At 72.3% G+C, this 22,305-nt stretch carries 19 protein-coding genes; 8 read left to right on the forward strand and 11 right to left on the reverse strand.

Annotated elements, in window-relative coordinates; genetic code table 11:
• Window positions 1-64: 64 nt before the first annotated feature.
• Window positions 65-871, forward strand: a complete 807-nt coding sequence (locus OG715_RS39685) for a ferritin-like domain-containing protein (protein WP_266272360.1) — start codon at window positions 65-67, stop codon at window positions 869-871.
• Window positions 868-1,716: a ferritin-like domain-containing protein gene (locus OG715_RS39690; RefSeq protein WP_266272359.1), complete on the forward strand. Its 849-nt coding sequence runs from the start codon at window positions 868-870 to the stop codon at window positions 1,714-1,716. Before OG715_RS39685 ends, OG715_RS39690 begins: the two co-directional genes overlap by 4 nt.
• 114 nt (window positions 1,717-1,830) lie before the next feature.
• Here OG715_RS39690 and OG715_RS39695 read toward each other — a convergent pair whose 3' ends face one another.
• From OG715_RS39695 to OG715_RS39705, 3 genes are all read right to left on the reverse strand, one after another.
• Window positions 1,831-2,484 (reverse strand): carbonic anhydrase, encoded by a 654-nt coding sequence (locus OG715_RS39695; protein ID WP_266272358.1) that lies wholly within the window; start codon window positions 2,482-2,484, stop codon window positions 1,831-1,833.
• Between the two features lie 150 nt (window positions 2,485-2,634).
• Window positions 2,635-3,378 (reverse strand): anti-sigma factor, encoded by a 744-nt coding sequence (locus tag OG715_RS39700; RefSeq protein ID WP_266272357.1) that lies wholly within the window; start codon window positions 3,376-3,378, stop codon window positions 2,635-2,637.
• Window positions 3,375-3,959 carry a sigma-70 family RNA polymerase sigma factor gene (locus OG715_RS39705; protein ID WP_266272356.1) on the reverse strand — a complete coding sequence of 195 codons (585 nt, stop codon included), beginning with the start codon at window positions 3,957-3,959 and terminating at the stop codon, window positions 3,375-3,377. Before OG715_RS39705 ends, OG715_RS39700 begins: the two co-directional genes overlap by 4 nt.
• Before the next feature lie 531 nt (window positions 3,960-4,490).
• Between OG715_RS39705 and OG715_RS39710 the strand changes: the two genes are divergently transcribed.
• Entirely contained in the window at window positions 4,491-5,936 is a 1,446-nt protein-coding gene (locus OG715_RS39710) for a hypothetical protein (RefSeq protein WP_266272355.1), read from the forward strand.
• Between the two features lie 99 nt (window positions 5,937-6,035).
• Here OG715_RS39710 and OG715_RS39715 read toward each other — a convergent pair whose 3' ends face one another.
• Window positions 6,036-6,737 (reverse strand): DUF1062 domain-containing protein, encoded by a 702-nt coding sequence (locus OG715_RS39715; RefSeq protein ID WP_266272354.1) that lies wholly within the window; start codon window positions 6,735-6,737, stop codon window positions 6,036-6,038.
• Window positions 6,738-7,079: 342 nt separating this feature from the next.
• Between OG715_RS39715 and OG715_RS39720 the strand changes: the two genes are divergently transcribed.
• Together OG715_RS39720 and OG715_RS39725 are read left to right on the forward strand one after the other, a co-directional pair.
• Complete coding sequence (locus tag OG715_RS39720) at window positions 7,080-7,790, forward strand: hypothetical protein (RefSeq protein WP_266272353.1); 711 nt, start codon at window positions 7,080-7,082, stop codon at window positions 7,788-7,790.
• Between the two features lie 200 nt (window positions 7,791-7,990).
• Window positions 7,991-8,533 carry an EF-hand domain-containing protein gene (locus tag OG715_RS39725; RefSeq protein ID WP_266272352.1) on the forward strand — a complete coding sequence of 181 codons (543 nt, stop codon included), beginning with the start codon at window positions 7,991-7,993 and terminating at the stop codon, window positions 8,531-8,533.
• Window positions 8,534-8,796: 263 nt separating this feature from the next.
• Here OG715_RS39725 and OG715_RS39730 read toward each other — a convergent pair whose 3' ends face one another.
• Window positions 8,797-9,666 carry a hypothetical protein gene (locus OG715_RS39730; RefSeq protein ID WP_266272351.1) on the reverse strand — a complete coding sequence of 290 codons (870 nt, stop codon included), beginning with the start codon at window positions 9,664-9,666 and terminating at the stop codon, window positions 8,797-8,799.
• A 182-nt stretch (window positions 9,667-9,848) separates the two neighbouring features.
• On the opposite strand from OG715_RS39730, the gene OG715_RS39735 reads away from it, so the two are divergent.
• Entirely contained in the window at window positions 9,849-10,502 is a 654-nt protein-coding gene (locus OG715_RS39735; protein WP_266272350.1) for a TetR/AcrR family transcriptional regulator, read from the forward strand.
• Window positions 10,503-10,573: 71 nt separating this feature from the next.
• Here the strand turns inward: OG715_RS39735 and OG715_RS39740 are convergent, their stop codons facing one another.
• From OG715_RS39740 to OG715_RS39750, 3 genes are all read right to left on the reverse strand, one after another.
• The gene (locus OG715_RS39740) at window positions 10,574-11,605 is read right to left on the reverse strand and encodes a hemolysin family protein (protein WP_266272349.1); all 1,032 of its coding nucleotides are present in this window, start codon (window positions 11,603-11,605) and stop codon (window positions 10,574-10,576) included.
• On the reverse strand, window positions 11,602-12,957 hold the full coding sequence (locus OG715_RS39745) for a hemolysin family protein (RefSeq protein ID WP_266272348.1): 1,356 nt from the start codon (window positions 12,955-12,957) through the stop codon (window positions 11,602-11,604). The genes OG715_RS39740 and OG715_RS39745 overlap by 4 nt, the downstream gene beginning before the upstream one ends.
• A gap of 264 nt (window positions 12,958-13,221) precedes the next feature.
• Window positions 13,222-13,590 carry a hypothetical protein gene (locus OG715_RS39750; protein WP_266272347.1) on the reverse strand — a complete coding sequence of 123 codons (369 nt, stop codon included), beginning with the start codon at window positions 13,588-13,590 and terminating at the stop codon, window positions 13,222-13,224.
• Between the two features lie 258 nt (window positions 13,591-13,848).
• Here OG715_RS39750 and OG715_RS39755 point away from each other — a divergent pair, with 258 nt between their 5' ends.
• Window positions 13,849-14,862 (forward strand): PI-PLC domain-containing protein, encoded by a 1,014-nt coding sequence (locus tag OG715_RS39755; protein WP_266272346.1) that lies wholly within the window; start codon window positions 13,849-13,851, stop codon window positions 14,860-14,862.
• Window positions 14,863-15,019: 157 nt separating this feature from the next.
• Complete coding sequence (locus OG715_RS39760; protein WP_266272345.1) at window positions 15,020-15,547, forward strand: GtrA family protein; 528 nt, start codon at window positions 15,020-15,022, stop codon at window positions 15,545-15,547.
• 33 nt (window positions 15,548-15,580) lie between these two features.
• Here the strand turns inward: OG715_RS39760 and OG715_RS39765 are convergent, their stop codons facing one another.
• The 3 genes from OG715_RS39765 to OG715_RS39775 form a co-directional block, all read right to left on the reverse strand.
• Window positions 15,581-16,183 (reverse strand): LysE family translocator, encoded by a 603-nt coding sequence (locus OG715_RS39765; RefSeq protein ID WP_266272344.1) that lies wholly within the window; start codon window positions 16,181-16,183, stop codon window positions 15,581-15,583.
• 182 nt (window positions 16,184-16,365) lie between these two features.
• Window positions 16,366-19,923: a DNA polymerase III subunit alpha gene (gene dnaE, locus OG715_RS39770; RefSeq protein WP_266272343.1), complete on the reverse strand. Its 3,558-nt coding sequence runs from the start codon at window positions 19,921-19,923 to the stop codon at window positions 16,366-16,368.
• Between the two features lie 157 nt (window positions 19,924-20,080).
• A complete protein-coding gene (locus tag OG715_RS39775) occupies window positions 20,081-22,078 on the reverse strand; it encodes an RICIN domain-containing protein (RefSeq protein WP_266272342.1) in 1,998 nt (665 codons plus the stop codon).
• Window positions 22,079-22,305 lie beyond the last annotated feature (227 nt).

A 22,305-nucleotide genomic window follows, 5' to 3' on the forward strand; every position in this document is an offset into this window, starting at 1 on the left:
GTGACGCCGAAGGCCCCACGTACGAGCCCGCGAGCGGCGGGCTCCCGGCCGGGACAGGAGCACGATGCCTCCAGAGCACATCGACACCCGGCTGCTGGTGGAACTCACCGAGCAGTCGCAGGACCTGAACAGCGACGCCTCGCGGATCACGCGGAGCGCGCTGGCCGACTTCGGGCAGGCGGTCGAGCCGGTCCGGCGCCGGTGGTGGGAGCGCGGCGGGGCGCTCGCCGCGGCGGTCGGGACGGTCGCGCTCCTCGGGGGGCGCCGGGCCTTCGCCGAAAGCCCGTCCCCGTCGGGGTCCATGGCCGACGACATCATGGCGCTGCAGACCGCCGCCTCGATCGAGAACCTCGCGGTGAGCGTCTACCGGACCGCTGCAGGACTGCCGTTCATCAAGGACGGCAACAAGACGGTGGCCGCGTTCATCGCGAAGACCACGCAGCAGCACGAGGCCCACGCCCAGGCGTTCAACGCCGCCGCGACCCGGGCCGGCGGCCGGGCCCAGAGCGGCCCGGACGCCAAGTACAAGGCCGTGGTGGACCAGATGCTGCCGAGCATCAAGGGCCCGGCGGACGTGGTGAAGCTGGCCATCACCCTGGAGGACGTGGCGGCGCAGACCTACACCAAGAACGTCTCCCAGGTGAGCAACGCCGACCTGCGCAAGCTCTTCGCCTCGGTGGCCCCGGTGGAGGCCCAGCACCGCGCCACCCTGCTCGCGGTGCAGGCGCTGCTGGCGGGCAACGCCGCCGACCTGGTCACCATCCCGGTGGACCCGTCCAAGCTGCCCGCGGCGGCCGGCAGCGTCGGGTTCCCCGACGCGTTCTACCGCACCGACAACGCTTCCCCGATCAGCGAAGGGGCCGTGAAGTGACGACCACCGAGGGCGGCTGGACGCTCCCCATCAGCGAGCGCGAACTCGCGGGCCTGACGCGCGAGCTCCACGAGGCGCACCAGGACACGCTGCCGGCCATGCGGGCCGGAGCCCGCGACCTGGTCGAGGAGGTCCGGGCCCGTGGGGCCGACGGGCCCCGCGACCTCGGCCGGCGCCGGTTCCTGCTCGGCGCCGGTGGCGCGGCCGCCGCGCTGACCCTGGCCGCCTGCTCCAGCAGCGGGTCCACCGGACCGACGTCCTCCGGCAGCGGCGCGCCGGCGCCGGCGCCGGGCTCGCCGTCCGGTTCGGGGTCCGGTTCGGGGTCCGGGGCCTCCGGGCAGTACACCGGTGACCTCAAGGTCGTGGCGCTGGCCACCGCGCTGGAGAACCAGGCCGTGGGCGCCTACCAGGCGGCCCTGGACGCCGCGAAGGCGGGCCGGCTCGGCACCGTCCCCCCGGCGGTCGCGACCTTCATCACCACCGCGATGGGCCAGCACGTCGACCACGCCAAGGTCTGGAACTCGGTCCTGACCGGTGCCGGCAAGCCCGCCATCACGGATGTGCCGCTGTCCAACCAGCCGGCCACCCTCCAGGCCCTGGGCGCGGCCGCGGATGTCGCCACCGTGGCGAAGCTCGCCCTGTCGCTGGAGGACCAGGCCGCGCAGACGTACCTGTTCGCGACCTACAACGTCACCAGCCCCGGTGGGATCGCCACTGCCGCCACCATCGCGCCCGTCGAGGCGATGCACGCGGCGATCCTCAACTACGTGCTGGGCCAGTACCCCGTCCCCGACGACTTCCTGCCCGTCGACAAGGCCGCCGGTCCCGGCCTGCTCACCGTCTGAGCGGGGTCGCCCGAAGACCGGTGCGGGCCCGGGCGCGGGATGTCGAGTCCCTCGCGCCCGGGCCCGCACCTCCACGCCTCGATCGGGGCCTCACCAGGGGTCTCACTCGGGGTCTCACTCGGGGATGGCGGCCGCCGCGCCGGCCGCCACGTCCACGTCCCGGCCCGCGACCAGGTGGGCGGTGCCGTCGTCCAGGCGGTAGGACAGGCCGACCACGGCGGTGGTGCCCGCGGCGACCGCGTCGGAGAGGCAGCGGGAGCGCTCCAGCAGCAGGTCCACGGTGTGCCGGACGTGCTCGGCGATGAAGTCCGCGTCCTCGGTGTGCCCGGCGGCGTTGGCGGCCAGCACGCTCGGGGTGACCCGTTCGACGACGTCCCGCACGTAGCCGGGTGCCGTGGTGCCGGCGGCGACGGCGGCCCGGGTGGCGGCGACGGCCCCGCAGGAGTCGTGACCCAGCACCACCACCAGGGGGCAGCCGAGCACACTGACCCCGTACTCGATGCTGCCGAGCACCTCCGGCCCGGTGACGTGGCCCGCGGTCCGCACCACGAACATGTCGCCGAGGCCCTGGTCGAAGATGATCTCGGCGGCGAGGCGGGAGTCGGAGCAGCCGAACAGCACCGCGAACGGTGCCTGGGCGGGCGCGGTCTCGGTCCGGCGGGCGGCGTCCTGGTTCGGGTGCTCGGGTATCCCGGTGACGAACCGGTGGTTCCCCGCCAGCAGCGTCCCGAGGGCTTCCTGGGGGGTCAGAGGCTGTGTGTCGGTCATGGCCGCAGACTATGACCTCTCCGTTCGCGCGGCGTGGGCGGTACCGCCCACCGGGTCGTGGACGCACGTCTCCGTCACGGTCCGGACGTGCAGGGTGACCGGTCACGCCAGGTCACGTCAGGTCGGGTCCAGTCGGGTCGGGTCGGCGGGTCAGGTCAGCGGCAGCAGCATCAGGGGCTGCCCGGTGGGACGGGCCGATCCGCCGGAGGGCTCCTCGGTCACACCGACCCCGACGGCGCCGCCGACACGGCCGGTGAGCAGCAACTGCCCGTCGCCCGAGGGCAGCAGTCCGGCCGGACGCATCGTGCCGTCGTCGCTGAACCAGAGCTGGTAGGTCCGCCCCGGCGGCAGCGCGGGCATGCCGGTGACGAGGAACGCCGCCTGCCCGCGACCGGCCGACCAGACCACCGTGCCGACGGCCGTGCCGGCGGCCGAGGTGGAGGTGCGCGCGTCCGGGGCGGTCAGCAGGCCGGTGACGGCCGCCTGCCGCTCGCCCTCGCGGCTCGCCCGGGCCTCGGCCCGGACGGCCCGGTCGTGCTGCTGGACGGCGAGGGCGCCCAACGCCGCCGCCGCGGCCAGGCACGCGGCCACCGCCGTCAGCGGCCACCGCGGCGCCGGTCGCGACGCGCGCCGGAGCCGGCCGGCGGACGCCGTCGACGGCGGGAGCTGGCGGATCTCCCCGATGCCCGCCAGCACCCGGGCCTTGAGCGCGGGCGCCGGCTCCACCGACTCGGCGGCCCCGAGACGGGCCGCGGTCACCTCGAACTCGGCGACCTCCTGCGCGCAGGCCGCGCACCGGGCGAGGTGCCGCTCGAACGCGGCCCGCTCCTCCTCGGGCAGGGCGTGCACGGCGTACGCGCCGGTGAGGGTGTGCAGGTCGGGTGCCGCGTTCATGAACCAACCCCCAAGCAGTCGCGCAGGCGGATCAGACCGTCCCGCATCCGGGTCTTGACGGTGCCGAGCGGGGTGCCCAGCACTTCGGCGACCTCGGGGTAGGTGTACCCCCGGTAATACGCCAGGGTGACCGACTCGCGTTGGAGCCGGGTCAGCGATTCGAGACACCGGCGGACCTGCTCGCGCTCCAGCCGGCCCTCGACCTGCTCGGCGACCTCGTCGAACGCGGGCGTGTGCGACCGCGCGGCCACCTTCTGCTCCCGGTCGGCGGCCGCCTGCGCCGTCCGCACCCGGTCCACCGCCCGCCGGTGGGCCATCGTCAGCACCCACGCCATCACCTCGCCGCGTTCCGGTTCGTACCGGGCGGCCGTGCGCCACAGCTCGAACATCACCTCCTGGGCGACCTCCTCCGACTGCGCCGGGTCCCGCAGCACCCGCCGGACCAGGCCCAGCATCGGTCCGGCCACCGCGTCGTACAGCCGGGAGAACGCCTCCTGGTCGCCGAGCGCCGTCCTGGCGACCAGTTCCTTCAGATCCGGGCCCCGGTACCGGGGGCCGGCGAGGTACACGACGGCGCTCACCGGCCCGTCCCCCCGCGACCGGTGGCACTCCTGGCCACGATCGACAGCCGGGGCCTGCCGCCGGGTCGGCAGCTGCGCATGAAGACCTCCTGGGTCCGCTGGGAAAGCACTCTTTCGTCATTCGCGGCCGCCGGGCCGGCGGATTGCCCCCGGAGCCAGGGTTCTCGGACATCGATGCGGCCGTCTCGCGGAGTGGCCGCGTACTCGTCACCGGCCGAGGGCTCGGTCAGAGTCCCTGGCATGACCCTGCTCGTGAGCCGCCGCCATGTCGACCATGGCCGTGCCACCACCACGGGTTGTCGCCACGTCGTCTGACGCGGCCCGCACTCCGCCGACACCTCGTCCGTTGCACGAGGCGGCCGGCCGCTCCGGAACCCGCGCCGATCGGCCCCGTTCCCACCCGCACACCCGCATCCGCACCCCTGCGCACGCACGTGAGTACGTGTGCGGTGCGCGCGCGTGTCGCGCACGAGCGGGACGGTACGGCCACCGGGTTCCCCTTCCCCCTCGACCACAGGAACGGGATCCTCCATGCGCCCGCGCACCCGACGCGCCGTCCGTACCGCACTGACCCTGGCCGCCGCGGCGGTACTCTGCACGCCCGCCGCCGCAGCCCAGGGCGCCGCCGACGCCTTCGGGCCGCTGCCGCCGCCGAACCCCGCCACCGCCGCGAACGGTACCGCGACGATGCACGGCGACAGCGCCTCCAGCGACACCACGCCCTACTCCGGGCCCGGCAGCGGCGCCGTCAACTGGAGCCGTACGGCGCTCGCTTCGGCCTGCCCGACGGTGGTGATCGGCAGCGACCGCCGCCCGGTGGTCCTCTGCACCACGATCTTCGGGCAGACCCCGACCGTGCACCTGCTCGACCCCGGGACCGGCGCCGACCTCGCCTCGCTGGCACTGCCCAAGGGCAGCCTGTTCGGCGGGGTCTACGCCTACCTCGACAACACCGACGCCCTGGTCCTCGTGGACGGCGGCAACAACCTTCTCCGGATAGGCCATCACCCGGTCTCCGACGGCTGGAAGTTGACGATCGACCAGTCGACCCCGCTGGGGGCGGCCGTCCCGGCCGGGGACAACATCACCGGCCTCAGTCCCGGCTGGAACGGCCGGGTCTGGTTCGCCACCGGCGGCGGAACCATCGGCACGGTCGACACCACCACCGGCGCGGTCCGCACCCTCAGCACCGGTGAGGGCGTGCAGAACAGCATCTCCACCGTCCCCGGCCACACCGCCGTCGCCACCGACCACGCGCTCTACCTGCTCACCGAGACCCCCGACGGCACCCCGGTCGTCGAATGGCGCGCCCCCTACGACCGGGGCCCCGGCCGCAAGCCCGGCCAACTCAGCTGGGGCACGGGCGCGACGCCCAGCTTCTTCGGCCCCGGGACCGGCACCGAGTACGTCACCATCACCGACAACGCCGCGCCGCACGAGAACCTGCTCGTCTACCGGGTCGCCGGCGGCCCGGACCCCGTCTGCACCACGCCCGTTCTCACCCAGTTCCCCGCGAGCGGGACCGAGGACGCTGTCATCGCCTCCGGCCGCAGCGTCTTCGTCACCAACACCTACGGCTACCCGTACCCCGCCCTCCCGGCCGGAGCGCCCGCCAGCGTCCCGGCCTCCGCCGGGTTCGACGGCGGGCTGAGCCGCGTCGACCTCGACGCCGACGGGAACGGCTGCCACCCGGTCTGGAACAGCAACGTCAAGTCGGCCGCACTGCCGCGGCTCTCACTGGGCGACGGGAAGATCTACACCTTCACCGTCAGCGGCCCGACCGGCTCGGCGGGATCCCAGACCTTCGCGTCCTACTCCTACGCCACCGTCGACCCCGGGACCGGCGCCCAGCTCTCCAGCTCCTGGATCGGCCTCGGGCTGCTCTACAACCCGCTCCAGATGACCGGCACCACCGGCCCGGACGGAACGCTCTACCAGGGCACCGAGACCGGCGTGGTCAGGGCGACCCGCCGCTGACGCGACGACTGCGAAGCAGGAGTGCGGCCGGAGGGCCTGTCCCCGAGCCGGGCAGCCCTCCGCGCGAGGGATCGCGCGGAGGGCGGCCACCACCGGCTGCTACCTCCCGGCCGCCGCGGCCCGGCGCGGGAGCTCCCGGCCGGGTGCCGACGGTTGCCCGGTCCGGGCCGGGTCGGTGCGTTCGGCACCGGGCCCGGCGAGGGACTTCGCGTGCCTGGCCGCGTCCACGGAGCCGGGTCCGTGGAGGGTGAGTTCGAAGTCCTGGTGCGCCTTGGCGTCCGGCGCGAACGGCAGGTGGATCCGCCCGTCCGCGACCAGACGGCGCACCTCGGCCCGGCTCAGGCCGAGGCCGAGCTGGAGCAGCCGCTCCACCCGGACCGGCGCGGGCAGCTCGAACCGCACCCGCACCGGGAGCGGGTTCGGGTCGTCGAGCGCGTACAGCGGCATGCGGGTCTCCAACTCCCACGTCCCGGTCCAGTCGAGCCGGTACCGGTTCTTCGCCGCGAGCGACGCGCTCGTCACCAACTCCCGCACCACTGAGGGGTCGTTGTTCTCGTACGCCACCAGCCGGGCCGGCTCCAGCGCCGAGACGTGGGCGCGCTCGTGGACGGGCACCTTGGAGGTCCGGTCGCACGTGGCGCAGCTCAGCAGCAGCCACACGTCGAGCAGCTTGCCGCTCGCGTTGGCGCGGATCTTCCCCGAGGCGCGGTGGCGCGTGCCGGGGCAGTCCGGGCAGGACCGGACGACAGTGGGCAGGGCGGACTGACGCACGGCCCACAGGGCCTTGCGGTCGGTATTCATATGTGTGGGGTGCTTTCAGGACTCAGCAGGAGGGCACGCCGAACCCACTCGGCGGCTCCCGCTCTGCGACGGATGCTCACGAGGGGCGCGACCCATCGCCCCGGGGCCGGGTCGTCAGGCTCCGGGGGCGATCGCGCGACAGGTACGTACTACGTGGCAGTCATCAAAAGTCCATGCGGAAGATCATGGGCGAGTCGTCGGCCCGCGGCAACCGAATTTCCCGTGCCCCGAGCAGGAACAGCGCGGGGATCCGCAGACGGCGGATCGGCGCTGCACAGTGACGGATCCGATCTCACCGGTCGGCGGCGTGAGCGCCTGGACGCGGCGGCTAGGCTGCGGAACATGCTTGTCGCCGCTGCCGTTTGCCCCTGTCTGCCGTCGCTCACGCTCGCGCCGGACGTGGGCGCACCTGCCGCGCCGGAGCGACTGCGCGCGGCGTGCGCGGAGGCCGTGGCAGCCGTATTGGCGGAGGATCCCGAGATCGTGGCCGTGGTCGGCCCCAGTACGCGATCCTTTCTCCACGAGGAGGGACCGCTGCGGACCTTCCTGGAGCCCGGGCTCCCCGTGGGCATGCGGTTCGGGCACGGCCCGGCTGCGGAGGCGCCGACGAGCAGGCTGCCGCTGGCGCTCGGCCTCGGTGCGTGGCTGCTCCGGCAGGCAGGCTGGACCGGTCCGGTGCGCGCCTACGAGTTGGACGACGACCGGAGTTGGCCCACGAACGGTGAGGACGGCTCTCACGTGGCGGGATGGGCGGACCGCGTGGGGCTGCTGGTGATGGGGAACGGTCCGACCCGCTCCGGAGCGGACGGAGTCCGGCGCGTCGACCCGAGGGTCGAGGAGATCGACGCGGGCATCGCCGCCGCGCTGGCCGGCGGCGACGTGGACGGATTCTTCCCGGTCATGGACGTGAACCTCGCTCGTGAGCTGGAGGTATCGGGTCGCTCAGCCTGGCAGCTACTGGACGGGGCCGACTGGGAGCTGACCACTCATCGTCTCTTGTATGCCGAGACAGTGGACAGCGTGAGCTGCTTTGTGGCGGCCTGGTCACCCTGAACCGTCGAGGTCGGTAGTCCACCCCCGACAAGATCATTTATGGGACGACCCGTAGCACAGCCGGGGCGCCCCGGGGCGGTTGTGCCGGGAATCCCCGGCTCTTCCGCCGAAGCCGGACGGGGCCGCGCGCCGTGCGTCTACAGTCGCCAGCCTGTCGCCACGCGTGGTGGCGTCACGGCTCGGCACAGGGAGGCCCGTTCATGGCCAACGAGTTCCAGCGGCGCAAGCTCCGCAACGTCTTCGCCGCCTTCGACACCGACGGGGACGGCTGCCTGCGGCAGAACGACTTCCGGGCCCTGGCGGAGCGCTGGAGCCGACTGCCTGCCGTCCAGCGGGACCCGGCGCTCGGAGTCAGGGTCGAGGCACTCATGCTGGGCTGGTGGGACCACCTGCTCGCGGTCGCGGACAGCAACCACGACGGCAAGGTCGACATGGAGGAGTTCCTGACCCTCGTCGACCGGCTCCCCGCCCTGCGCGAAGTGGTCACGGCGACCGCCGACACCGTCTTCGACGCGGTGGACGAGAACGGCGACGGCCGCATCTCCCGCACCGAACACGGCCGGCTCGTCGACATCTGGCACGGCCGGACGGTGCCGACCGACGACGTCTTCGACCTGCTCGACCTGGACGGCGACGGCTACCTGAGCCGACCCGAGTTCGCCCTCCTGTGGGAGCAGTTCTGGATCAGCGCCGACCCGTCCGACCCCGGCAACGCGATGTGCGGCCGCATCCCGGAGCAGTGACCTGGAATCCGTCCGGACCGGTCACAGGATGCTCCACCCGTCATCGAGGTCACCGCGCCGCAGCCCTTCGACCCGGCGTCGTACCTCGGCGCGATCGCATCCGGCGCCCGTGAGGTGCTCGTAGGGTCACGAGCCCGGCGGGCGCACCGGGCGGTGCGCCCGCCGGACGTCGGACTCCGCAGGTCCCACGGGTGGTGAGCCGTTCAGCGCCGGGTGGGCCGACGACGGTGCGGGCAGGAGGATCGGTGGCGCCTGTCGGCGGGTCAGCTGCGGGTGGTGCGGCGGCGGGCGGTGTAGAGGACCGCGCCGCCGGTGGTTGCCAGGGCCACGGCGCCGATCGCCAGGGCGGTGAGGGTCCCGTTGTCGGCTCCCGTGGCGGCCAGGGCGGGGGCGGCCGTCGCCGTGGCCGTGGGGGAAGCGGTGGTGGCGGCGGTCGGGGTGGTGGTGGCGGTGGGCAGGGCGGGTGCCGGGGTGGTCGCTGTCGGAGTGGTGGGCGCGATCGGTGCGGGGGTGGTGGCCGTGGACGTTGCCGTGGTCGGCCTGGCGGTGGTCGGGGTGCTGGTCGGGGTGGGCGTCAGCGTGGGAGTGGCAGTCGGGGTGGTGCTCGGTGTCGGGGTGGGGGAGGCGCACGCGGCGCCGCCGTTCCAGGTGGCGATGGCCAGGCCCGAGTACGGTTCGCCGGGGTAGAGCGGCAGGGGGTTGTCGCTGTCGCTCCCGTCGTAGCTGCCGTCGCCCGAGTAGAGCGCCAACTCGCCGAAGCAGGGCGGCAGATGGCCGCTGACGTCGAGGGCGTCGCGGTAGTGCGCGCGGTTCAGGGTGGTGGTGGCCCGGCCGAGTTGGGTGTGGTGGCCCGAGGTGGCCCAGGTGGCTCCCTGGGTCGCGTACGAGGCGAGCGAGACGTGGTAGTCGCAGCCGGCGGCGGGTTCCCCGGCCAGTCGGACCTGGACGGTGCCGGCCGGGCCGGGCATGGCGGCGTTGTTCGTCCAGTGGGTGCCGCCGTCGACGGAGTACTGGACCGGGGCGCGTCCGCAGTCGGGTGCGGCCTGCGCGGCGGGCGCGGTGAGGACTGCGGCCCCGGCGGTGAGGCCGAGGGCGGTGAGCGCGGGCACGCTGCGGCGGAGGCGGTGGTGCAAGGGGTTCGCTCCTGCTGGAGTGGCTGGGTCTGGTGGGGGTGGTGAGTGTGCCGGGTGAACGTGTGCGGGTTCGGCGGCGCCGCGTCGGGTGCGGCGGCTTCAAACTCATTGCACTCACCGTGCAATGCGTACACTTGCACTCGCGGTGCAAAGATGTCAACGAGCGGGCGGAGGGGCGCCACGTGAAGCAGGGCGAAGCCACCGGGCCCGGCCCGGACGGGCGCACCGAACGCGGGCGCCGGACCAGGGAGAAGATCGCCGACGCGATGCTGTCGCTGATCGACGAGAACCAGGCGCACTTCCCCGCCGACAAGGTGGCCGAACGCGCGGGGGTCTCCCGGCGGCTGGTGTTCCACCACTTCGCGGACATGGCGGAACTCGCCGAAGTGGCCGTCAACCGTCGCCTGGAGCAGCTGGCCACCCAGATCCGGCCGCTGCCCACCGAAGGGCCGCGCGACGTTCGGGTGGCGGCCCTTGCCGAGCAGCGCGCCCGGATCCTGGAAAGTGTCACCCCGGCCCGGCTGGCCGTCATGCGCCTGGAGAACCCCTCCCCCCGGATCCAGGAGGCCGTCCAGCAGATGCTGGACTTCGCCCGACTGCGGCTCACCCAGATCTTCGCCACCGAACTCGACCCGCTGCCCGAGCCCGCCCGCACGGATCTGCTCGACGGTCTGGACGCGGTGACCACCTGGAGTGCCTGGTACCACTGGCGAGGCTCCGGCCTGAGCGAGGATCGGGCCCGCCGTGCCATGGCCGCCACGGTGCACACCCTCCTCGCCGGGAGCGATCGCGCGGAGGGGGCCGGGAGCTCCGAGGGCCCCGGGCTCCCCGAGTGATCCGCGCCGGGCACGCGACGGCCCGTGCCGCCCCCCCGCGGGGGGGCGGCACGGGCCGTGGGGGCGGAGCGTCAGCGGGCGCCGGCGGTGGGGGCCGGGCCGACGAGTTCCTTGAGGACGTCCTCCATGGTGACCAGGCCGAGGGGCGTCCCGTCGGCCGTGACTGCGGCCGCGAGGTGGGTGCCGGAGCGGCGCATCGCGGTCAGTACGTCGTCGAGGGGCATCGCCGCCGGGACGCGGGCGATCGGGCGGAGCGTGCCGGGCGGGAACGGCCGGTCGCGGGTGCCGTCGTGTTCGAGCGCGTCCTTGATGTGCAGATAGCCGTCCACCCGCTGGTCCGGGCCGAGCACCGGGAAACGCGAGAAGCCGGTTCGGGCGGCGAGCTGTTCCAGCTGCGCCGGTGTGGTGCCGGGGTCGGCGAAGACGATCCGCTCGCGCGGCGTGACGACCTCGGAGACGGGCCGGGAGCCCAGCTCCAGGGCGTCGTGCAGCAGCTCGGTGTCCCGGGCGCTGAGCAGTTCCGCGTCCGAGGAGTCCTTGACCATCCGGGCGAGCTCGTCCTCGGTGAACACCGAGGCCACCTCGTCCTTGGGCTCGACCCTGAGCAGGCGCAGGATCCGGTTGGCGAAGCCGTTGATCCCGAAGACGACCGGCCGCACCGCCCGGCAGGTCGCCACCAGCGGCGGCACCAGCAGCAGGGCGGCCCGCTCGGGTGCGGCGAGCGCGAGGTTCTTCGGGATCATCTCGCCGAGCAGCATGTGCAGATAGGTCGCCGTCCCCAGGGCGATGACGAAGGCGACCGGGTGGATCAGGCCCTCCGGCACGCCCAGGCTGTGGAACGGCGGCTCCAGCAGGTGGGCGATGGCCGGTTCGGCGACCATGCCGAGCACCAGCGAGGAGACGGTGATGCCGAGCTGGGCGGTGGCCAGCATGGCGGAGACGTGCTCCAGGCCCCAGACGACGGTGCGGGCCCGGCGGTCACCGGCCTCGGCGAGCGGTTCGACCTGGCTGCGCCGCACCGAGATGAGGGCGAACTCGCCGCCGACGAAGAAGGCGTTGGCCACGATGGTGAGCAGGCCGATGATCAGTTGGACGGCGGTCATCGGTTCCGCTCCTGGTGCTCGGGGCGGTCGTCGTCGGGGGAGGCGGCGGGTTCGGGGGCGGTGATCCGCACCCGTTCGGCGACGTGGTGGGCGACGGCGCCGACCTCCAGCGTCCAGCCGTCGACCTCGACGGCGTCGCCGACCTGCGGGATCCGGCCGAGCCGTTCGGCGATCAGGCCGGCCAGGGTCTCGTACGGCCCTTCGGGCACCGGCATGCCGATGGCTTCGAGCTCGTCGGTGCGGGTGATGCCGTCGGAGTCCCAACGGTGCCGCCCGTCCTCGGCGGTGCCGAGGTCGACCAGGTCGGGGGTCCCGGTGGGGTCGTGCTCGTCGCGGACCTCGCCGACGACCTCCTCGACGATGTCCTCCAGGGTGACGATGCCGGCGGTGCCGCCGTACTCGTCGATGACCACGGCGAGGGTCTCCTCGCCGCGCATCCGGTCGAGGAGGCGGTCGACGGTGAGGGTCTCGGGGACCAGCATCGGCTCGGTCATCAGGGCCGACACCCGCTGGCTCGCCCGCCGCTCCACGGGCACGCCGAGGGCGTCCTTGATGTGGACGGTGCCGACGACGTGGTCGAGGCTGCCCCGGTAGACCGGGAAGCGGGACAGGCCGGTGGCGCGGGTGAGGTCGGCGACGTCGGCGGCGGTGGCGTGCTCCGCCAGGGCCTGGACGTCCACCCGGGGCTTCATGACGTTCTCCGCCGTCAGCTCGCGCAGGTTGAGCGAGCGGATGAACAGCTCAGCGGTGTCGGGCTCCATCACGCCCTCGCGGGCGGAGTGCCGGGCGAGCGCGACCAGTTCCTGCGGGGTGCGGGCGGAGGCGAGGTGCTCGGCCGGCTCCAGGCCGAACCGCCGGACGACGCGGTTGGCGGTGTTGTTCAGGTGACCGATGAACGGCGCGAAGGCGGCCGAGAACCAGTACTGCGGGGCGGCCACCACCTTGGCGACGGCCAGCGGGCGGGAGATCGCCCAGTTCTTGGGCACGAGTTCGCCGGCGACCATCAGTACGACGGTCGACAGCAGCACACCGAGGACGAGCGAGCCGGTCTCGGCGGCGGCCTCGGGCAGGCCGACGGCCTCCAGCGGGCCGCGGAGCAGCGCGGCCACCGAGGGCTGCGCGATCATACCGATCACCAGACTGGTGATGGTGATGCCCAGTTGGGCACCGGAGAGCTGGAAGGTGAGCCGCCGGACGGCCTTGAGCGCGGTCGCGGCGCCCCGCTCACCGGCTTCGGCCGCCCGTTCGACGGCGGCGCGTTCCACGGTGGTGAGGGAGAACTCGGCGGCGACGAACAGGGCGCAGGCCGCGGTGAGGAGCAGGGCCAGGACCAGCAGGAGCGCCTCGCTCACCGGGTCACCCCCGCCCCGGTCGGCGCGTACGACGGGCAGCGGGGAACGGCTGGGTGATGACTGGGAGGTTCGTCCATCGCGGGGTCCGCGACTCCTTCGTGCAGAGGATGATCTGTTTCTACAGAAGTGTAAAGGAATGGCAAATCAGTGCGGCGTAAGGCCCGGGTCGCCACGCGCTCCCGCGTGCGCGTCGACCCGGGCCCGGCGGTGCCACGCTGTCCGGCGGTGCCGCGCTGTCCGTTGGTGTCACACCGTCCGTTGGTGTCACGCTGTCCGGCGGCGCCGGAAGATCGCCCGGACGGCGAACACGATCGCGACGATCAGCCCGATCACGAACAGCACGATCAGCAGGATGACGACGATCACGGCGATGCCGAGCTTCTTGAAGAAGCCGCCCTTCTTCTTCTCGTCCTTCTTGTCGCCCGCCGCGAGGGGGGTGCCGTGGGCGGCGGCAGGCGCGGCGTTGACGGCAGCGGCGGGCACGGCCGTCGTCGGGCCGGCCGGCGCGGCGGCGCGGGAAACGGCGGGGGCGGCGACGGCGGGGGCGGCGACTGCGGCCGTGGCCGGTGCGCCCAGCAACAGCCCGGCGGCCACGAGGGCGGGGGCGACCTTCGCGAGTATGCGCGACTTCACTGCTTCTCCTGTCGTTCGGTCCTCGGCGTGACGGGTCCGGTGCCGTACCGGCCCCTCGTCAGCCGACTTCTACAGCACTGTAGATGATCTCCGCGCGCGGGTAGGACGGGGGAGTCGACAGGCCGGCGGACCGGACGGCGCGGCCGCCGTGGAACCCTCCGTTCACCGTACGTCGACCCGTGGTTGGTGGTATCGATTGACGGGGAGCTGACAAATCGAGTACCGACGAACGACGAACGACGAGAAGGGAGCGACTTCGTGACGACGACTCACCGCGACACCCGCTCACGCGGAACCCGCCTGCGCGGCGCCCGGCTGCGGACGGTGCCCGCCCTGGTGGCGGCGCTGTGCGCGATCCTCGGGACCACCGCGCTCGCGGCCCCCGCGCAGGCGGCCGACGCGCGCCGCCCGGTCTACGCCGTCGCGCACCGGGTGGACACCCTCGACGGGGTGGACGCCGCTATCGGCCACGGTGCCAACGCCATCGAGATCGACGTCTGCGCCTGGTGGAACCCGAACGAGTGGCGCGCCTGGCACGACTGCTCCTCGGCCGGCGAGAACCGACTCGGGCCCAGCTTCGACAGCATGCTGGACCGCATCCTCTCCCACGCCAACGCGGGCCGCCGGCTGTCGCTGGTCTGGCTGGACATCAAGGACCCGAACTACTGCGGCGAGGAGCCCAACCGCACCTGCAGCGTCGCCGGCCTGCGCGACAAGGCCCAGCGTCTGACGGCCGCCGGGATCCAGGTGCTCTACGGCTTCTTCGAGTACCACGGCGGCGGCACCCCGGACGTCGGCGGCCGGGGCTGGCAGAGCCTGGCGGGCCGGCTCGGTCCGCTGGAGGGCATCACCACGACCGGCACCCGCGACCAGGTGCGCGGCGCCTTCGACCGCTCCGGTTCCGGCTTCCCGGCCGGCCGCCGGGTGATGGGCTACGGGGACAGCGACATCACCAAGGGCTTCGGCAACTGCACCGAGGCCACCTGGAACACCTGCGCCGAACTGAAGAAGGGCGCCGCCGACCGGTCCGCCGGTCGGCTCGCGGCCACCTTCTCCTGGACGACCACCTACAACGACCCCTGGTACGTCGACAAGCTCCTCGGTGACGCCCAGGTGGACGGCATCATCGCCGGCTACGGCGCCTTCACCGGCGTGCGCGAGTACGACAGCGGCTGGCAGTGCGCCAACGCCGTCAACCTCGTCCGCGACTGGGTCAACCGCCACAGCGGTACCCATCGGATGGCGAACGGCGGCGACCGCCTGTTCCGGTAGGCGTCGCCCCTCAGCGCGCATGGCGCCATTGTGGCGCCATGCGGACTGGACATGGCGCCATTGCTTACGCCATGCTGATGCCAAGAGGAAACGCGCGCTCCCGGCCCCTCGGTCGGGGGCGCGCGTTCCGGGGGAGCGGGAACCGAAGGGGCGGATCATGACGGCAGAGCGGCGCCGGGAGCGGGCGGAGGTCGGGGGCCTGGTCGCCTTCGCCCGCTTCGTGGTCTGCGGCGGCGGCGTGGGCGTGGCCGCGAGCTTCGCCGTGGCGGCCCTGGCCGGGTGGCTCCCGCAGGTCCCCTGGGTCCTGGTCAACGCGCTGGTCACCGCAGCCTCCACGCTGCTCGCGACCGAGCTGCACGCCCGCTTCACCTTCGGCCTGGGCGGCCGTGCGACCTGGCGGCAGCACGTCCAGTCGGCCGGATCGGCGGTGGCCGCGTACGCGGTGACCTGCTCGGCGGTGCTCGTCCTGCACCAGGTGGTGGCGCGGCCCGGCGCGGTGGCCGAGCAGGTCGTCTACCTCTCGGCCTCCGGGCTGGCGGGCGTCGCCCGGTTCGCGGTGCTGCGCCTGGTGGTGTTCGCGCGCACCCGCTCGGCGGCCGCCACCGAGGCCCGCCCCCTGACCGTGGCCGTCGCCCGTGCCCGGATCGCGGCCGCCGACCCCACGGGGCTCTGCCGCGCCGCCTGAGCCGCACCGCGCGCGGCGGTCGGCGCGCGGCGGTCAGCGCAGGGCGACCGCCGCGCCCGAACGCTCGGTGGCGATCCGGATCGCGAAGCCCGCCAGGGCGGTGCCCACCACGTAGCGGTGCACGCGCTGCCAGAGCGGGTGCCGGGAGAAGAACCCGGCGACCGAGCCGGCCGTGACGATGAAGAAGGCGTTGCCCGCGACCCCGACCACGATCAGGGTCAGCCCCAGTACCACGCCCTGCAGGCCGACGTGACCGCGCGACGGATCGACGAACTGCGGCAGCAGCGAGATGTAGAGGATCGCCACCTTGGGGTTGAGCAGGCAGGTGAGCAGGCCCATCAGGAACAGCTTCCGCGGCCCGTCGTGCGGCAGCTCCTGGGCGGCGAACGCGGAGCTCCCGCCCGGCCGGACGGCCTTCCAGGCGAGCCACAGCAGGTAGCCGGCCCCGGCCAGCTTGACCGCCAGGTAGATCTCCGGCACCAGCGCGAAGACGGTCGCGATCCCGGCCGACACCGCGAACAGGTAGACCAGGAAGCCGAGGGCGACGCCGGCCAGCGAGGTCAGCCCGGCCCGGCGGCCCTGGGCGATGGAGCGGGAGACCAGGTAGATCATGTTCGGCCCCGGTGTCATCACCATGCCGAGTTCCACCAGTGCGATTCCCGCGATTGCTCCCGGCCCGACCACAGCGCTACCCCCCGTACGTACGTTCGTCCGGAGGGAACCTAGCAGGCCACGGCGGGGCGGAGCGCGGCGCGGCGGGCCGGTGGTGGCCACCGGCCCGCCTCGCAGTACTGTCGCCGCCCCGTCGCCGGGCTCCGTCAGCGGACGCTCGTGCCCATCCAGGAGCGGTTGCCGAGCAGGGTCTTGACGTCGGAGGCGAAGCCGTTGTCGGGGTTCACCTGGAAGCCGAGCTCGTAGAGGGTGTCCTTGTCCCAGCCGGTGGTGAGCAGACGGACGGGGACGTCGCCGGGGTGGGCCTGGAGGGCGAGCTTGAGCTCGGCGACGACCCCCGGGGTGACCCGGGCGGCCGGGACGGTGATCTGGACCGGGGGCTTGGTGCCGAGCTCGGCGGAGGACACGTCGAGGGTGGTGAGCTCCTGCCCGAAGATGCTCAGTGAGCCGTCGCGCTCGTTGAGGCGGCCCCGGACCGAGACGACGTTGTCCTCGATCATCTGATCGGCCATCAGATTGTAGGTGGCGGGGAAGAAGAGCACCTCGACCGAGCCGTCGCGGTCGGCGACGGTGATGATCGCCCAGGCGTTGCCGGCCTTGTTGATCCGGCGGTCCACGGCGGTGATGAGGCCGGAGAGGCGGACCTCGCCCTCGGTGCGGCCCGAGCCGAGCAGGTCGGCGATCGAGGTGTCGCGGTTCTGGGAGAGGATGTGCTCGGCGCCGTCGAGCGGGTGGCTGGAGACGTAGAGGCCGAGCATCTCCCGCTCCAGGGAGAGCAGTTGGCGGCGCGGCCACTCGCGGTCGGTGAGCTGGAAGTCCAGCCCGATGCCGCCGCCCTCCTCGGCGTCGAGGGCGCCGAAGAGGTCGTCCTGGCCGATCGCCTGCTGCTTCTTCAGCCCGGTGACGGCGTCGATCGCGGTCTCGTGCACGGTGCTGAGCGAGAGCCGGGTGTGCCCGAGCGAGTCGAAGGCGCCCGCCTTGACCAGGGAGTCGACGGTGCGCTTGTTGCACACCACCAGCTCGACCTTGTCCAGGAAGTCCGGGAACGAGGTGTACTTGCCCTTCTCCGCCCGGGTGGCCACCAGCGATTCGATGACCGGGACGCCGACGTTGCGCACCGCCTTCAGGCCGAAGCGCACGTCGCTGCCGACGGCGGTGAAGTCGACCACCGACTCGTTGACGTCGGGGGAGAGGATCCGGATGCCCATCTGCCGGCACTCGGCCAGGTAGACCGCCATCTTGTCCTTGTCGTCGGCGACCGACGTGAGCAGGGCGGCCATGTACTCGGCGGGGTAGTTGGCCTTGAGGTAGGCGGTCTGGTACGAGACCAGTCCGTAGGCGGCGGAGTGCGACTTGTTGAAGGCGTAGCCGGCGAACGGGACCAGGACGTCCCAGACGGACTGGATGGCCTCGTCGGAGTAGCCGCGCTCCTTGCAGCCCGCGTGGAAGGGGACGAACTCCTTCTCCAGCACCTCCTTCTTCTTCTTGCCCATCGCCCGGCGGAGCAGGTCGGCCTGTCCGAGCGAGTAGCCGGCGAGCACCTGGGCCGCTCGCTGGACCTGCTCCTGGTAGACGATGAGGCCGTAGGTGGGGCCGAGGACGTCGGCGAGCGGCGCCTCCAGCTCGGGGTGGATCGGGATGATCTCCTGCTGGGCGTTCTTGCGCAGCGCGTAGTTGGTGTGCGAGTTCATGCCCATCGGGCCGGGCCGGTACAGCGCGGAGACGGCGGAGATGTCGGCGAACTCGGTCGGCTTCATCAGCTTGAGCAGGGCGCGCATGGGGCCGCCGTCGAGCTGGAACACGCCGAGGGTGTCGCCGCGGGCCAGCAGCTGGTAGGTGGTGGGGTCGTCGATCGGGATCTTCTCGATGTCGACGTCCACGCCGCGGTTGGCCTTGACGATCTTGATGCAGTGATCGATGATGCCCAGGTTCCGCAGCCCCAGGAAGTCCATCTTGATCAGGCCCATGGCTTCGCACGACGGGTAGTCGAAGCCGGTGATGATCACGCCGTCCTTGTCCCGCATGTGCAGCGGGATGAGGTCGAGCAGCGGTGTCGAGGAGAGGATGACGGCCGCGGCGTGCACGCCGGTGCCGCGGATCAGGCCCTCGATGCCCAGGCCGGTGTCGATGATCTTCTTGACATCGGACTCGTTCTCGTACAGCGAGCGGATCTCGGTGCCCTCGTTGTACCGCGGGTGCTTGTCGTTGAAGAGGTCCGCCAGCGGGACGCCCTTGCCCATGACGTCCGGCGGCATCGCCTTGGTGATCCGGTCGCCCATGGCGAACGGGTAGCCGAGGATGCGGTTGGCGTCCTTGACGGCGGCCTTCGCCTTGATCGTGCCGAAGGTGTTGACCTGGGCGGTGTAGGCGGAGCCGTACTTGTCGGTGACGTAGCGCACCATCTGGTCGCGCTGGCGGTCGTCGAAGTCGATGTCGACGTCCGGGGGGTTGATGCGCTCGGGGTTCAGGAACCGCTCGAACAGCAGATCGTGCTCCAGCGGGTCCAGCTCGGTGATCCGGGTCAGGTAGGAGACCATCGAGCCGGCCGCCGAGCCTCGGCCCGGGCCGACCGGGATGCCGTTGTCCCGGGCGTACTGGCAGATGTCGGCGACCACGAGGAAGTAGGCGTCGAAGCCCATCGGCGAGATGACGCCCATCTCCAGTTCGACCCGGTCCAGCACCTCCTGGCTCGGGTTGTCGCCGTAGCGGTGCTGGAGCCCGGCGGCGATCTTCTGGCGCAGGAACGAGGCCTGGGTCTCGCCCTCGGGGACGTCGAACTGCGGCATCCGGTCGACGTAGGTGAACACCTCGTCGTACGACTCGACCCGCTCCGCGATGGCCAGCGTGTTGTCGCAGGCCTCCGGCAGCTCGCGGAAGAGCTCGCGCATCTCCTCGGCGGTCTTGACGTAGTAGCCGGTGCCCTGGAACTTGAACCGGTTCGGGTCGTCCTTGTTCTTGCCCACGCCGACGCAGAGCAGGCTGTCGTGGGCGTCCGCCTGGTCGGCGGTGACGTAGTGCGAGTCGTTGGTGGCCAGCAGCGGGATGTTCAGCTGCTTGGCGAGGCGCAGCAGGTCGTCGCGGACCTGCTGCTCGATGGACAGGCCGTGGTCCATCAGCTCCAGGAAGTAGTTCTCCTTGCCGAAGATGTCCTGGTAGGCGCCGGCCGCCTTGACGGCCTCCTCGTACTGCCCGAGCCGCAGCCGGGTCTGCACCTCGCCGGAGGGGCAGCCGGTGGTGGCGATGATGCCGGTGGCGTTGGCGGCGATCAGCTCGCGGTCCATCCGGGGCTTCATGTAGTAGCCCTCCATCGACGCGAGCGAGGAGAGCCGGAAGAGGTTCCGCAGGCCGGTGGCGTTCTCCGCCCACATGGTCATGTGGGTGTAGCGGCCGCCGCCGGAGACGTCCTTGCCGCCCTCGCCGTCCGCGCTGGCCGGGCGCTGGCCGCCGGGGGACCAGAACACCTGCTTCTTGTGGAAGCGCGAGGACGGGGCGACGTACGCCTCGATGCCGATGATCGGCTTGACGCCGGTCTTGGCGGCGGAGTGGAAGAACTCGTAGGCGCCGAACATGTTGCCGTGGTCACTCATCGCGATGGCGGGCATGCCCTGTCTCTCCGCCTCGGCGAAGAGCTTGCCGTTCTTCGCGGCCCCGTCCAGCATCGAGTACTCCGTGTGGACGTGCAGGTGCGCGAAGCTGTCGGACACGGCGCTGGGCTCCTCGGGAGGGACGGCGGGACGGCGGGACTGGCAAGCGGTCCAGGGTAGTCGGTCGGCGGGCGCGACACGCCAGGGGAGTCGCGCGCGCCGACCGATCGGGCCGGGGCCGGGGGCGTCCGCCGCCCCCGGCCCCGGCCGCCGTCCGTCAGCGGAGCTGGAGGGACCACTCCTGCTTCCAGCCGCCCTCGCAGGTCCAGACGCCGAGCTGCTTGTGGTCGGAGTCGTGGGTGAGGCAGTCGTCGTCGGAGATCTGGATCCGGTACTTGCCGTTGCCGACGGCGACGAACTTCCACTTCTGGTTGGAGGTGTCGCCCCAGGCCTGCTGCTCGGCCACGTAGGTGTCGGGGTTCTCGGTGAGGTTGTAGCCGAGGTCGTTGACGATCCGGTACCGGTCGCCGCCGAGCGGCTTGATCGTCCAGGTGGACCCCTTGTAGCCCAGGATGCCGCCCAGGACCGGCGCGCCCCAGCTCGCGGTCTCGTTGGGGGCCGTGGCGCCCAGGCCGTTGTCGAGCTTCAGGAACAGCGGCCGCTCGGTCGGGACGCTCGCGCCGCCGCCGCCCGTCGGGGGCTTCGGGTCCTTCGGGTCCTTCGGATCGGTCGGAGTGCCCCCGCCGCCGCCCGGGGTGACCACTCCGCCGGAGGCCGATTCGAGCACCCACTCCTGCTGCCAGCCGCGCTTGCACGTCCACACGCCGAGCTGCTTGAAGTCGGCGTCGTGGGCGAGGCAGTCGTCGTCGGAGATCCGGATCTGGTACCTGCCGCTGCCGACGCCGAACAGCTCCCACTTCTGCTTCGAGGAGTTGCTCCACGGCTGGAGCTCGGCCATGTAGCCGCCGCTCTCGGTGAGGTCGAGGCCGTAGGAGCTGGTGATCCGGTAGCGGCCGCCGCCCACCGGGGTGAGCTTCCACTTGGACTCGTTGCCGCCCCGGATCCCGGGGACCACGGCGGCACCGGCGGAGCCGCTGACCGGGAGGGCGCCCAGGCCGTTGTCGAGCTTCAGGGTCACGTCGGCACCGTTGCCGGGCGTGGTGGGGTTGGTGGGGTTGGTGGTCGGCGGGGTGCCGCCCCAGGCCCAGTTCTGGTTGGGCGCGTCGCGGTTGCTGTCGGAACCGCAGGCCCAGGCCACCACGGAGCTGCCGTTGGCGGTGCGGCCGCTGTAGTCGTCGATGCAGACGTCCTTGGAGCGGTCGTCCGGGTCCGTCATGTGCCGAAAGCCTCCGCTGGCTGACATGTGCCAGCGCTGGCCGGGGATCTCCAGGCAGTCCCAGACCTGGAGCTTGTTCCCGTTGGCGGCCCTGTTGTCCGCCAGGTCGAGGCACTTGCCGTTGGCGGCCCGGAGCTTGTAGCCGTTGTAGGTCCACTTCTGGGCGTCGCCGCCGTTGCACTCCCACATCTGCACGGGGGTGCCGTTCGCGCTGCCGTTGCCGCTCACGTCCAGGCAGGCGTGGTTGCCGGGGGCGCTGTCGGGGGTCAGGCTGCCGGTCCTGCTGCCGTAGCCGGAGCGGGCGGGGAAGTGCAGGGTGCGCACGTCGCCGTCGCACTTGTAGGGCCGCGCGGTGCCCGACCGGCAGGTCCACGGCTCCTTCTTGACGCTGTCGCCGTCGTTGCCGACGAACGCCCAGTTCATGTAGCCGCCGTCGCCCCGGTTGCGGAAGGTCGAGTCGCCCTGGAACACCCAGATCCGGAACTTGTCGTACCCCGAGGGGTCCTTCTGCTCCTCCTTGTTCATGAAATGGTTCAGCTTGTAGGTGGTGTCGATCAGCACCCCCTTCATATCGGCCTTGTGCTCGTTCGTGAACAATTCGGTGTCGTACATGTCGGTGCCGACGGTCTTGAACACCAGGACATTGAAACCGGGAAACTTCTGGCTCAGCTGCGACGCGGTTCTCTGCGTGAACTCCGCGTTGTCCAGCTTGTTGGCGTTGGCGGCGCCGCGCATGGCCCGGATCATGTCGAAACCGGAGCTGATCAGCGAGGTCATGCAGTTGCCGCCGCCCGGCACGGCCGGGGTCCCGCAGGTCTTGTCCACCGGGAAACCGGGCGACGGCGCGGCCTGGGCGGACTGCGCGGTGAGGCCGCCGACCAGGGCGACGGCGGTGACCCCGCAGGCGAATGCGCGTTTCAGGCGGGACAGGGTTTTCATGGCGGAATCGTCTTTCTGCTCGCGTCGGGGACATTCTCGTCCCGACCGAGAAGGACGATAGGCGCGGAAATCCGCCGCGCGGCCGCTCCTTACGGCTTCCATATGACGGGGCCGGGAGCTCTGCCCTTTCGTGCAGAATCCGGTCCGGCCCGGCCCGGCAGTGTCGTGCCGCGCGAACGCCGACCGCCGGGGCCGCGTCCGGTGGGAGCGGCCCCGGCGGTCGCCGG

Source organism: Kitasatospora purpeofusca (assembly GCF_036010405.1).
In the GTDB taxonomy this organism is placed as follows: Bacteria; Actinomycetota; Actinomycetes; order Streptomycetales; family Streptomycetaceae; genus Kitasatospora; species Kitasatospora purpeofusca.

Excerpts from the sequence above, each read along its gene's own strand:
- OG715_RS39685 (WP_266272360.1), top strand. The coding sequence starts at position 65 with ATGCCTCCAGAGCACATCGACACCCGGCTGCTGGTGGAACTCACCGAG.
- OG715_RS39710 (WP_266272355.1), top strand. The coding sequence starts at position 4,491 with ATGCGCCCGCGCACCCGACGCGCCGTCCGTACCGCACTGACCCTGGCC.
- OG715_RS39775 (WP_266272342.1), bottom strand. The coding sequence starts at position 22,078 with ATGAAAACCCTGTCCCGCCTGAAACGCGCATTCGCCTGCGGGGTCACC.
- OG715_RS39765 (WP_266272344.1), bottom strand. The coding sequence starts at position 16,183 with ATGGTGATGACACCGGGGCCGAACATGATCTACCTGGTCTCCCGCTCC.
- OG715_RS39725 (WP_266272352.1), top strand. The coding sequence starts at position 7,991 with ATGGCCAACGAGTTCCAGCGGCGCAAGCTCCGCAACGTCTTCGCCGCC.
- OG715_RS39715 (WP_266272354.1), bottom strand. The coding sequence starts at position 6,737 with ATGAATACCGACCGCAAGGCCCTGTGGGCCGTGCGTCAGTCCGCCCTG.
- OG715_RS39740 (WP_266272349.1), bottom strand. The coding sequence starts at position 11,605 with ATGACCGCCGTCCAACTGATCATCGGCCTGCTCACCATCGTGGCCAAC.
- OG715_RS39695 (WP_266272358.1), bottom strand. The coding sequence starts at position 2,484 with ATGACCGACACACAGCCTCTGACCCCCCAGGAAGCCCTCGGGACGCTG.
- OG715_RS39700 (WP_266272357.1), bottom strand. The coding sequence starts at position 3,378 with ATGAACGCGGCACCCGACCTGCACACCCTCACCGGCGCGTACGCCGTG.
- OG715_RS39720 (WP_266272353.1), top strand. The coding sequence starts at position 7,080 with ATGCTTGTCGCCGCTGCCGTTTGCCCCTGTCTGCCGTCGCTCACGCTC.
- OG715_RS39760 (WP_266272345.1), top strand. The coding sequence starts at position 15,020 with ATGACGGCAGAGCGGCGCCGGGAGCGGGCGGAGGTCGGGGGCCTGGTC.